Source organism: Shewanella violacea DSS12 (assembly GCF_000091325.1).
Taxonomy (GTDB): domain Bacteria; phylum Pseudomonadota; class Gammaproteobacteria; order Enterobacterales; family Shewanellaceae; genus Shewanella; species Shewanella violacea.
In genome coordinates this window covers 3,047,413-3,059,558 of sequence record NC_014012.1, presented here as the reverse complement: position 1 = coordinate 3,059,558, position 12,146 = coordinate 3,047,413, and the positions used below count along the sequence as shown (strand labels likewise).

General features: G+C 45.1%; 13 protein-coding genes and 1 riboswitch. All 13 genes read left to right on the top strand.

What is annotated here, in order from left to right; all coding sequences use genetic code 11:
- Nucleotides 1-32: 32 nt before the first annotated feature.
- The 13 genes from SVI_RS12750 to SVI_RS12685 all read left to right on the top strand — a co-directional run bounded on the left by SVI_RS12750 (nucleotide 33) and on the right by SVI_RS12685 (nucleotide 12,074).
- On the top strand, nucleotides 33-548 hold the full coding sequence (locus tag SVI_RS12750; RefSeq protein ID WP_231847721.1) for a curlin: 516 nt from the start codon (nucleotides 33-35) through the stop codon (nucleotides 546-548).
- 19 nt (nucleotides 549-567) lie between these two features.
- Complete coding sequence (locus SVI_RS12745; RefSeq protein WP_013051964.1) at nucleotides 568-2,571, top strand: curlin; 2,004 nt, start codon at nucleotides 568-570, stop codon at nucleotides 2,569-2,571.
- Between the two features lie 143 nt (nucleotides 2,572-2,714).
- Entirely contained in the window at nucleotides 2,715-3,347 is a 633-nt protein-coding gene (locus tag SVI_RS12740; protein ID WP_013051963.1) for a LuxR C-terminal-related transcriptional regulator, read from the top strand.
- Nucleotides 3,348-3,352: 5 nt separating this feature from the next.
- Nucleotides 3,353-3,820 (top strand): curli production assembly/transport protein CsgE, encoded by a 468-nt coding sequence (locus tag SVI_RS12735; protein ID WP_231847860.1) that lies wholly within the window; start codon nucleotides 3,353-3,355, stop codon nucleotides 3,818-3,820.
- A gap of 13 nt (nucleotides 3,821-3,833) precedes the next feature.
- Nucleotides 3,834-4,244, top strand: coding sequence for a curli assembly protein CsgF (locus tag SVI_RS12730; protein WP_013051961.1), 411 nt, complete (start codon nucleotides 3,834-3,836; stop codon nucleotides 4,242-4,244).
- Nucleotides 4,245-4,246: 2 nt separating this feature from the next.
- Nucleotides 4,247-5,101, top strand: a complete 855-nt coding sequence (locus tag SVI_RS12725; RefSeq protein WP_041419926.1) for a CsgG/HfaB family protein — start codon at nucleotides 4,247-4,249, stop codon at nucleotides 5,099-5,101.
- Between the two features lie 242 nt (nucleotides 5,102-5,343).
- Nucleotides 5,344-5,700, top strand: coding sequence for a purine nucleoside phosphoramidase (hinT, locus tag SVI_RS12720; RefSeq protein WP_013051959.1), 357 nt, complete (start codon nucleotides 5,344-5,346; stop codon nucleotides 5,698-5,700).
- Between the two features lie 16 nt (nucleotides 5,701-5,716).
- Nucleotides 5,717-6,820 carry a PaaI family thioesterase gene (locus SVI_RS22080; RefSeq protein WP_083779903.1) on the top strand — a complete coding sequence of 368 codons (1,104 nt, stop codon included), beginning with the start codon at nucleotides 5,717-5,719 and terminating at the stop codon, nucleotides 6,818-6,820.
- 182 nt (nucleotides 6,821-7,002) lie between these two features.
- Entirely contained in the window at nucleotides 7,003-7,392 is a 390-nt protein-coding gene (locus tag SVI_RS12705; RefSeq protein WP_013051957.1) for a YcfL family protein, read from the top strand.
- A gap of 137 nt (nucleotides 7,393-7,529) precedes the next feature.
- Nucleotides 7,530-7,646, top strand: a riboswitch (TPP riboswitch).
- 98 nt (nucleotides 7,647-7,744) lie between these two features.
- Nucleotides 7,745-9,919 carry a TonB-dependent receptor gene (locus SVI_RS12700; RefSeq protein ID WP_013051956.1) on the top strand — a complete coding sequence of 725 codons (2,175 nt, stop codon included), beginning with the start codon at nucleotides 7,745-7,747 and terminating at the stop codon, nucleotides 9,917-9,919.
- A gap of 85 nt (nucleotides 9,920-10,004) precedes the next feature.
- Complete coding sequence (locus tag SVI_RS12695; protein ID WP_013051955.1) at nucleotides 10,005-10,265, top strand: hypothetical protein; 261 nt, start codon at nucleotides 10,005-10,007, stop codon at nucleotides 10,263-10,265.
- 97 nt (nucleotides 10,266-10,362) lie between these two features.
- Entirely contained in the window at nucleotides 10,363-11,001 is a 639-nt protein-coding gene (pnuC, locus tag SVI_RS12690) for a nicotinamide riboside transporter PnuC (protein WP_013051954.1), read from the top strand.
- Between the two features lie 29 nt (nucleotides 11,002-11,030).
- Nucleotides 11,031-12,074: a phosphotransferase gene (locus SVI_RS12685; RefSeq protein WP_041419925.1), complete on the top strand. Its 1,044-nt coding sequence runs from the start codon at nucleotides 11,031-11,033 to the stop codon at nucleotides 12,072-12,074.
- Nucleotides 12,075-12,146 lie beyond the last annotated feature (72 nt).

Sequence of the window (12,146 nt, the reverse complement as noted above, 5' to 3'; positions counted from 1 at the left end):
AGATGTTGCCTACAAACATGGAAAAAAGCAAAATGAGTTTGTTAAATCATTGGGGAAAACTCCTAGTGATAACCGGGGTACTTCTTTCTTCAGCGGCCTATGCAGATGAAGATATTAGTAGCTTCGATGAACTCTCAGGAGCAGGAAACTTAGCTTCGGTGAGCCAGGTAGGAGACGCGCATTCTGCGAACATAAGTCAGCAAGGCATAAGCAATGAGTTATACCTAGCACAAACGGGTTACAACACATCACTCATTGCTAATCAACAAGGGGCCAGCAATGACATTTTACTATTGCAATCAGGCTCTGATATCGAAGCGAGTATACAGCAAACGGGTTATGGCAATCTGGTTATAGCCAGTCAACTCGGTACGGCTCTGGACATAGATGTTACTCAAAATGGGTATGGTAATCAGGCCTATATACATCAAACAGGATATGAGAACTCAGTTTGGATCCAGCAAAATGGTTCCGGGCATGTAGTCAGTGTGGCTCAGTGGGGCAGTTCGCAAACGGCTGTCATTACTCAGGGTCATGCATCTAACTAGGGAAAGGGAAAAATAAAAAATGAATCAGACCAAAATCGCACTTGTTGTATCAGCTGCACTTTTAACATCTACAAGCGTTTACGCAGAAGATAGCACTCATAACTTAGCGGAAGTGACTCAACTGGGTGGTGTGCAAAACACGGCTACAGTGATTCAAACCAATGAGAGTTCATACAACAAAGTATTAGTGAACCAGGAAGGTTCGAATAATACAGCGACAGCAACTCAAGTGAGAACCACAGAGACTGAAGCTCGTATTAACCAAAAAGGCGATGGCAATACGGCAACCGTAGATCAGCAAGATGCGACGTCTTCAGCGTTAGCGACTGTAGATTCTATCGGCAATGATAATAATGCGACTATTATGCAGAAGCTAAATAATCAGCAGTCGGCATTAGCATCAGTTGCTCAAAATGGCGATGATAATTCCGCTACCGTTACCCAGAATAATGCAGATGGTGCCATCTCTGCAATCACTCAAAATGGCAATGGTGATACGGCTGAAATTAACAACCGTTGGTCTGACTTTGCTAATGCCACAATCGTGCAGAATACCGGTGCCGATAACAGTGCATACATTTCACAAGATAGTTCAGATGCAGCCGCCGCCGAGTTAACTCAGTCGGGTGCAGGTAACGATGGTAATATTCTGCAGAATACCGGCAATTATGAACATGATGGTGGCACAGATTCAACTCGCGCCGATCTGGTTCAGACAGGCAATGAAAACACCGGCAACATAGAGCAGTTTGCACAGAAAAACAGTGCTAGCGTTAGCCAAGTTGGTAATAGTAACGATGCCAATGTGAGTCAGACAGCTGCACGAAACTTAGCTTCTGTGGACCAAACTGGCAATTCAAATACGGGTGATATTAACCAATCGGCTAAGCGTAATGCCGCTATGCTTGCACAAACCGGTAACAGTAATGACGCCGGAGTGACTCAGTCAGCAAGGCGTAATACAGCCGATGTGACACAAGTCGGTGACCTTAACATAGCCCAAGTGACACAATCAGCTAAACGAAATGAAGCTATTGTTTATTCAGCTGGTGAAGCTAACGAGGCTTACGTTACTCAGTCTGCAATTAACAACCTAGCAGATATTAATCAAGACGGTTCTTTGAACATTGCTAACGTTAACCAGAGTGCGGCTGACAACTTAGCTGGTGTAGAGCAAACTGGTGATGAAAACACTGCCGATGTAGATCAAACTGGAGCCGAAAATTCAGCGACTGTGGCGCAGACAAGTTTTGGTAGCACAGCGACTGTATTGCAAACGGGTTCACTTAACGATGCTACAGTCACTCAAGCAGGTGATGAGCAGACGGCTAATATCACTCAAAATGATTTATCTAACCTTGCCCAGGTTAATCAAAGTGGCGCGAGTAACTCGCTAACCTTAACTCAAAGCGGAAGCCTTGAAGGTACAGGTAATACTGCCACTATCAATCAAGCCGGTACCAATGACAGTGCTGTCGTGGCTCAAACAGGAAATTCAAACACAGTTCTGATTGACCAAGCGGATTCAAGTTTCGGTAATAGCATCAGCGTGTCTCAAACAGGTAGTGATAACTATGCGGGTGCAGCATCTCAAGGTGGTAATGCCAGTGAAATTACTATCGTTCAGACAGGTACAGGTAACCGAGTAACTAACAGTGACACCGCCAGTAATTGGTATGGTGATGACTTAGGTGCGGGAACTTATGGTAATGATAACGTCCTCAATATCACTCAAACTGGTACTGAAAACTTAGCTTATGCAGACGCTGCCGATAATGGTTCGCAAATTGATATCGCACAGACTGGTGAGTTTAACAGCGCGACTGTTGAGTCCTATAGTGGAGCTGGTAACGATATCGATGTGGTTCAATATGGTAATAATCACGTAACTGATGTCTATGTTGAAGGCGGAGCCGGCAACATGGTGAGCGTGAGCCAGTATGACGCATACAACACGGCGAACGTGACAAGTCATGGTTCTTATAACCAGGTGACTATCATGCAAGCTAGCGTGCCAGAGTAAATGTATAAGGTTAAAAGGGTGCTTAGCACCCTTTTAACCGATACAGATTGAAAAGTGATAGATACATTCGGCACGCTAGTGTAGCTTAATTGTTATTTCCAAGGCCTCTGGCGCAGTGAATATTACGACATGGAGTCAGCTGTATGTTTAAAGTCATAAATTGGATTGTTGTTTCGCGTTCTCAATTACTTGCCGATCTTCTGGATACACGTTGGCCGCAAGAGTTTTTGGTTAAGTTAGTCAAGGCTACACCAGAAAACGTTGAGCTTGAGCTTAAAGAAGGTAGCTTGTCACTCGTCGTCATTGACCTAGCCACGGTTGATGTACAAAAAGCATATCAAATTCAGCGACACATCGAGAAAGAATACGTCTCGAGAGTCGTATTCTTACACTACCCTAGACAGATCGATGCGCGCTTTCTTATTCATCCCACGGTGACAGCTGGTATTTTTTATTGTGATGCTTCATTAGAAGACGTAGGACAAGGCTTAGGCAACATCTTGCGTGGGAAATCTGTTATCCCGGCTGAGTTAGTCCACAACAGTGGTGATGACCAATCTCATATGGAAGGCAGCGATAACCTTACCATTCGAGAAAGAGAAGTCCTACAGGCGCTGCTCAGTGGTAGCACTAATGTGGATATAGCTAATCAGTTATTTGTCAGTGAGAGCACCATTAAAACTCACCTCTATCGAGCGTTTAGAAAAATAGGCGTTTCCAGTCGTGGACAAGCAATTGCCTGGTCACAGACTCATCTTCACGAGGTTCATCTGTGAAGCGAATGGTTTTATGTTTATTGCTGTTCAATATGGTCTTTATCGTTTCGGCGGGGGAGCTATCTAAAGCAGAAGTTAAATCGACACCAGCGCTTGAAACTCAAAATATCAGTGATGCAAAGCCAAAGCGAGAGGCCGATCTTGTCGATGGCTTGATCTTAAACAGGGCGATGACCCGGGTTGGCCATCGTTTTTACCGCGAATTTGTCTCTGCATACAGAGATATAGGCGGAATGTCATCTCATTCAGGCTTGAGTATTGTCGAGCGTGCTACGGCTCGAAGCGGCAGTAAAGTCACCATTTTTCATAATAGAAAACCAATATATATCACAGTGGTATCGCCAGCGAGTCGAAATATCGATGGTCAGGCTGCAGCTGCTGCTTCCAGAGTTAATCAAATTTTAAAGCAAAATAAGAAACAGGCAAGTTGGGCACAATTCTTAAATCCTGATCTTGCTCCAGATGAATTTTAGACAGGGACCGAAAATGAATAAATTCAGCTTACTGGGCACTGGCATAGGACTTAGCCTGATGGGTTTTTCCGTCGGTGCAACCCAATTGATCTATACGCCTGTAAACCCCAATTTCGGTGGCAGTTATCTAAATGGTTCATACCTTTTAGCTAATGCTTCCGTACAAAATGATCATAAGACCAGCTCAGGATACACGCCGCCTACAGCACTGGAAAGAATGGCCAACTCCTTAGAGTCTCGCTTGATGAGTCAGTTGTTTAATGATGCGGCGAATGGTGGTGAAGGTTACCTTAAAACAACAGATTTTGAGATCAATGTCGTTAATGAAGATGGTACCTTATTAGTACATATTACCGACATAGTCACAGGTGAAACCACAGTGATAGAAGTCGGTGGATTGGTTAATACGGGGACGGGAGGCTAAGCATGAAGAAGTTAATAATCACTGCAGCCTTGTTACTCTTGACGGCTTGCTCTAGCACCAACACCAGTGAGTTTGAAGGAATAGAAGCCTCATCGAGCCTGATGCCAAAGAGTGATACCTACTATGATCTGATAGGTTTACCCCATCCTCAGGGCAGTATGCTGGCCGCTGTTTATGATTTTCGCGATCAAACGGGACAATATAAGGCCATACCATCGAGTAACTTCTCCACAGCAGTTCCTCAGAGTGGTACCGCATTTCTTGCCCAGGCGCTGAATGATTCAAGCTGGTTTGTTCCTGTAGAGCGAGAAGGCTTACAAAACCTGCTCACAGAGAGAAAAATTGTCAGGGCAGGTCTTAAAGGCGAAGCCAATCAACTGCCTCAATTAAGCTCGGCACAGATTTTGATGGAAGGTGGCATTGTCGCCTATGACACTAATATTAAAACTGGTGGTGCCGGTGCAAGATATCTAGGAATAGGCGTTAATTCTAAGTTTAGGGTCGATACGGTCACGGTTAACTTAAGAGCGGTAGATATTCGAACCGGGCGTTTACTCAGTAGTGTGACGACGACTAAGTCAATATTGTCTAAAGAGGTTTCCGCTGGGGTATTTAAGTTTATCGATGCTCAAGACCTGCTGGAATCTGAACTTGGTTATACCTCAAATGAGCCAGTGAGTCTCTGTGTGGCCCAAGCCATTGAGAGTGCCGTGGTGCATATGATAGCCGATGGGATCTGGAAACGTGCCTGGAACTTAGCGGACACAGCATCTGGGCTTAATAATCCTGTGTTACAAAAATATTGGCTAGAAGCCCATTCTGAAGCGAGAGTGAGTGCGAGAATAAAGCAAGGGTAATAATGCTGGATAAGCATATTAGGGGAGTGATTCATTATCACTCCCTTTTTTGTAGGTGAAAATTCGATACCAGACTCATTTTATCTGTTATTGAGTTTGAGGATTGTCTGATCATAAGGAGTGAAACCTGCTATTAAAAGAATGTTTTATAGTCAGTTGTTTTTACTCTTTACTCTCATATACTCACAAGTCATAAATTTATGCGTATACTGTGGAAACACTAAAGAAAAGAGGACAGTCAGATGGCTGAAGAAACCATTTTTAGCAAGATCATTCGACGTGAAATCCCCGCTGATATTCTATATCAAGACGATCTAGTCACGGCATTCAGAGACATCAACGCTAGAGCGCCGACTCATATATTGATCATCCCCAATCACTTGATTGCAACCACCAACGATGTAAAAGCATCGGATGAGAAAGCCTTAGGTCGTATGGTCACAGTCGCGGCTAAATTGGCACAAGAGGCTGGGATTGCCGAAGATGGTTACCGCATCATAATGAATTGCAATAAGCACGGTGGTCAAGAGGTGTATCATATACATATGCACCTATTGGGTGGTTGCTCCTTAGGTCCCATGTTAAGCATTAACAGCTAATAGAGAGCGCACTGTCATGCAGGTCAATTCAGATGTTTTCCCATTGACACAAATCGCGACTCGCTTTGTCGATCAGCTGGCTCAATGCCGTCGTTTAAAATTAAAGGTACACGAAGCCAGTGAGCATCATGTCCTCATTGAACTGCCATACAATGAGGAACTGATTGGTTATCCCGATACTGGTGTTATTCATGGTGGTGTGATCACCACTTTAATGGATACAGCCAGTGGTAGTGCTGTTGTTTGCGCTATCTATGATAAATATCAGTCATTGGAGCTCTCGCCGACACTCGATCTGCGGGTGGATTATATGAAGCCTGCGGATCCCAATAAGCCAGTGTATGGTTTCGCAGAATGTTATAAAATTTCTTCTAGCGTCTCTTTCACTCGAGCCATAGCTTATCAAGACTCGATTGATGATCCCATTGCCCATGCCGTTGGCTCTTTCATGCGGATAAGCCCGGAAATGATTGGCGATGATTTTCGTCAGGCTTTACTGGGACAAAAGCCAAGTCTATCAGCTAGTCTTAACGCCGTATCGGCGAGCACCAATGCCGTGGATGGTGAGGCCGTTAGTACCAGGGCTGTAAATAATGGTGCTGTAAATCAAGGCACTGTTAATGAAGGTGCTGTAAATCATGCTTCATCGGCAGATACAAGCAAGGCGAGTGAGCCAAGGGGCAAAGAGCTTGACGTTAAAGAAATAGTCAAGCGGGCGACGGCGCTTAACGACTTCGCCCATCTTTTAGCTCATGTTCCCTATACTGATTTCATCGGCATGAATGTGGAGCGTTTCGGGGATGAGCTGGTGTTTAGACTGCCGGCAAGAGATGAGAATATCGGTAATCCTATATTGCCAGCTATCCATGGTGGCGTGATTGCCGGCTTTATGGAGATGTCGGCGATCGTGCAACTTATGGTGTTTATGCATACCTCAAGAGTGCCTAAGGTGGTGGATTTTTCCATTGACTATTTGAGGGCCGGATACCATAAAGACAGCTTTGCCGAATGTAAGATCACCAGGCAAGGGCGCCGGGTGGCTAATGTGAGTATCAATTGTTGGCAAACCAATAGAAAGAAACTCATCGCTACCGCTAGAGCTCATTTTTTGATCCACTGATCCTGGACTTAAAGCCAGTTAACATTCATGGAGACATTAATCTGCTGTGCTAATTTAGCTGGTTAATCTTATCTTAAACTGAGTCGGAGTTTAGGTTAGGCTTGTTTTATCAATACTTATCTACAAGAGTAGGTAATGACGATCCCTGTATGATGGGGTTAAATTAATTTGGAGCGAATGAAATGAAGAAAATCGTTTTGGTCTTAGCATCGGCCCTTATTTTTACGGCTTGTGCTCAGCACACTGCGGGCGTGATGGGCAGCTCTACCGGTGAAGTCAGAATAGATAACAGCAGCTTTGCGAGTGACGTTGGAGTCGAGCAATTAAAGGCGCGTCAGCAGGGCGGCCTGCTGCAAGGTACCGGGATGATTGTGAGTAAGGTCTCTACGGATTTGCGAGTGCAATACAAGTTTACCTGGTATGACATAAACGGTTCCACGCTGGAAGATGAAGCCAGTCCATGGAAATCATTGAAGTTACATGGCATGCAGCGTATGCAAGTTATGGCGGTTTCCCCTAATGCTAATGCCATTCGCTACGAGCTATATGTGAGAGAAGCTTTCTCTAACTGATCTCTTCTTGATTGAGCCGGTATAACTTGGAAATAAAAAGCGTCAGCTTAGCTGACGTTTTTTGTGTGCCAAGTGTGTGTAAATTCCTCATTTGATGGCATATCTTTGTCAATGTCTTGTTTGATTCATGTATAATCCCGCCTGCCAAGGGGTGAGACTGTTATGTACATATGCCAGTTTCTGAGATGTCAGATGACAAACCCTTTGAACCTGATCCGGCTAATACCGGCGTAGGAATGGGCCAATAGGTTTGATACTTTCAAGATGTCTGTTAAGAACATCTGTAGTCGACCAAAATATCCTTTCTCGCTTTTCCAGTTGCCGGATCTCAAAAATTATAATTTGGGGTCCTATGTTTACACTTAAATCTTTTTGTTCCGATTCTACCTTCTTGAAGAGACTTTCTCCGGTAGCTCTCGCGGTATCGACCGCATTAATCAGCCAGCACGCACTCGCTTCAGAACCCACAGAGGCACCTGCCGATGAGATGGAAGTGATAGTGGTTAGCTCTGATTTTCGAGGCTCGACACTGGATAAAATGCCATCAAGCATTACCGTTATCAACCAGCAACAGATAGAAGATGAAGGCGCACAACACTTCGAAGATGTGCTTAATTCTATCGCGAACTTTAACTGGTCCGGCGGTAGCTCTCGGCCTAAATATTTCCAAATCCGTGGTGTCGGCGAGCAGGAGGAGTACCAAGGCGCGCCGAATTCATCTGTAGGTTACATTATCGATGATATCGACATGTCGGGCCTGGGCATGATTTCTAGCATGTACGATCTGCAGCAGGTGGAAGTATTGCGCGGCCCACAAGGAACACGATACGGTGCCAATGCCTTAGCGGGATTGATATACCTTAAGAGTAATGACCCTACCGATGTGTTTGAGCATGGAGCCGAAGTGTCAGTGGGTGATGATAACCTCACGACATTCAGCGGATTTAGCTCTGGACCATTAACCGATTCGGGTAAACTCCTCTATCGGGTATCTCTACAGCAGCATCAACAAAATGGCTATCAGGATAATCTCTATCTTGGCCGTGATGACACCAATGCCCGTGATGAGTTTTCTGGCCGAGCTAAATTGCGCTGGTATGCCAGCGACGATCTACAGATAGACTTAACCTTACTCCACGCGGATTACGATAATGGTTACGATGTATGGACACTGGATAACAATGGTGAAAATACTCAGACCGATGCACCAGGCGTCGATAAGCAGCGCACTACTGGTAGCTCGCTTAAGTTTACTTACTCAGGTGCCGAGCAGTTCGAACTCGTGTCTTTGACATCATATGCCAACTCTCAGACTCATTATAACTATGATGGTGACTGGGCAAATCCTGATCACTGGGGCGGGCTCGATTGTGATGGCGAGGCTTGTGAATATGACTATACCTGGGGCAAGAAGGGCGAGCGAAATACCATTAGCCAAGAGTTTAGACTCAGCTCTACTCAAGCTGGACGTATCTTTTCCGATAGCACAGATTGGTTACTGGGCGTTTATGGTATGCGCTTAACTGAAGACAATGACACAGTTGAAGATTACAACGGTTGGTTAGATACGCTTAATGCCGAATATGAAGCTAATAATACTGCCGTATTTGGTCAACTAGATTCAGATCTAGGTGCGGGTTACGCCTTGTCTTTTGGTCTGCGAGTAGAGCGTCGTGACAGTGATTACAGCGACAGTGCTGGTGATAAATTTAGCCCAGGTGAAACCATGTGGGGCGGTCATATTGCCCTGAGTAAGGCACTTAGCGATAGCCATGAAGCCTATGCCAGGATAGCCCGTGGCTATAAGGCCGGTGGTTTTAATATGACATTGCCAGAAGAGCTGTCAGATAAGAAAGAGTATGACACCGAGACCTTATATAACTATGAGATAGGGCTTAAGTCACGCTGGCTCGATGGCGACGCTAGCACTAACATCTCTTTGTTCTACATGGATAGACGCGATCAGCAAGTCGCAGCCTCTCAGCAAAACCCAGAAGAGCCACAAAAGTTTATCCTATTTACAGAGAATGCCGGTAGTTCACATAACTATGGTGCCGAACTCGAGGGTGACTGGTATGCCACTTCAAACCTTAAGTTATATGCCAGTCTAGGCTGGCTAGAAACGGCCTATGGCGATTATTCTTATCAAGATAAGTACGGTGGGACAGTGGATTTGACGGGGCGAGATCTTGCCCATTCACCTAACTTGACTTACAGTGCCGGCGCGACCTATCGCACCGATTCAGGTTGGTTCACAAACCTGACAACCAGTGGTAAGAGTGAGTTTTACTACTCAGATAGCAACGAATCCAAATCACAGGCCTATACCATCTTCAATGCCCGTGTCGGATATGAAACAGATGTCTGGTCAGCGTACCTATGGGGCCGCAACTTGTTCGATGAAGATTACGGTACTCGCGGTTTCTACTTCGGTAATGAGCCAGATCAAGGCTGGGCAGACAAACAATATATACGCTTTGGTGATCCACGCCAGTTGGGTTTGACTGTTAACGTCAAGTTTCTCTAACTGACATTTTAGTTATCTGAGTTATATTAGTTATTTATTTAATTGTGGTGGCATCTCTTAACTGAGTGTCACCTGAGGTCGAGAAATGAAATTAACTGCCGAGATAAGTTGTTACCCCCTGCAAGATAACTACCTGGATCCTATCCTATGGTTTATCAATCGCTTGGATAGCTATGAAAATATTGAACGTAAAACCAATGCCATGGCGACTCAGGTGTGCGGTGACTATGGTGATGTGATGGCTATGCTGGCGACTGAGATGCAGGCAGCCCATGAAAAATGGGGCAAGGCCGTGTTTGTATGTAAGTTTATTGGTGGTGAGCTGGATTTGTCACACACTCAGTAAGTTTATCGGTTTAAATGTTTAGCCTATGCTCGCTTGACTCCTAAGAGTCTGGCGAGCATTTGTTTTACGTTAGCAAAGTACTATTTGGGGAACAGTCATGATGGATTTTTGGTCAGCCTTGTTAAGCACTTTCAATGGGGCATTAATAGAAGCAACGGCTTTAACTGCCTGGGAGGCCGTTGCTGTCACGCTCGCCGCAGCCTACCTGATATTGGCGATGAAAGGCAGTATCTGGTGTTGGTTTGCCGCATTCGCCAGTACAGCAATCTACACAGCGCTGTTTTGGAAAGTGTCTCTGTTAATGGAGTCGGTGCTCAATGTGTATTATATGGCGATGGCGTTCTATGGCCTGCATCAGTGGTCAAAGGGAAGGACAGATGATTCGGGCATCGAAGTTGTGTCCTGGAGTCTGAAGCGCCATGTTCAGCTGATACTGGGCACTGCGAGTGTCTCTGTGATCGTGGGTTTCTTAATGTCTAACTATACCCAAGCTTCCTATGCCTATCTCGATGCCGCGACCACATGTTTTGCGGTTATGACGACATATTTAGTCACCAAGAAGGTGCTAGAAAATTGGCTCTACTGGGTGGTGATCGATTTTGTCTCCATCTATCTTTATCTGCAAAAAGGGCTCATGCTAACGTCAATGTTATTTATCTTGTATGTCGGTATGGCCATAGCTGGCTATTTCTTATGGCGTACGGCGATGCGTGAACAGCGTGTTGCATCGGCCTAATCGATTAAAAACATGAGATATCGGATGTGATGCAGCAATCCCTGCTATTAAATAGTTTGCCCCAGGATGTTAAGGCTGGGCTGCAAAGCGCAGGCTTAGTGCTGTCTTCTTCTGTTTCAGTTGCTGTGTTAGCCGAGGGACTGAGTAACCAGAATTACTTGATCCGTGATCGGAATAGCAGTTGGGTGTTGCGAGTGAACTCATCGGCTAGTAGTCATATTTGCGACCGTGATGACGAGATTAATAACTGGAAAATAGCGGCAGAGCAAGGGCTGGCACCAGATCTGTATTTTGTCAGTGATGATAAAAAATATTACCTGTGTGAATATATCGAGCAAGAGGAGGAGCATAGGTGGGGCAAGTTAATCGCCGCCAAATCTGCCCATCCCCTGATTAATGAGTCGATGCAATGGCCAGGTGCCGAGTCAGCGTTATTGTTACTGTTAACTCAGTTAACCAGACTAGAATGCCCACAAAACAGTCTCAGTGTATCTAGACAATGGTCGATTTATCAGGCTTCTATGTATGATATATGGAGCCAATTTTGCAATGATAAATCTCAGGACCAAGCATGTCCCAAGCACATAGCCTGGCGAGAGAAACATCTTCAACTCCTGTCTCTTAGAAATGACATCAGGTTGTGGTTAGATGAACTCGACGCCTGCGCATTGGGGGAGCAATATAGCCATAGGGATCTCAATCCCCATAATTTATTGTTTAACAATGGCCGACTGCAGTGCATAGATTTTGAATATGCCTGCAGCTCTCATCCCTTATTCGATCTGGCTGGCGTGCTCTCTAGTCACGATCTTTCGACGGCTCAGCGGCATTTTTTGATAGATTCTTATCTGGATAATCACCCTAAATTGACCCTAGATGCCAAAGCGGCATTACCCGCGGCAATCAACATCTACTGGGTGTTTGCGGCTTGCTGGTCGCTGCTGATGGCTGCTGACGTTGAAATTGACATAGAGGTTGAAGAAGTATTTGGTTTACCAAGAGACTCAAGCTCTCAACCTGGGTCACAATACCTGGATTGTTTCAGTCAGTTTTACTCACTCATTTTATCCTAAGCCAAACGGCACTCCCCCAGCATTAGCACTTTTTACTCTGAGATTGATTTATAGCTGAAAGATAATCCTTCG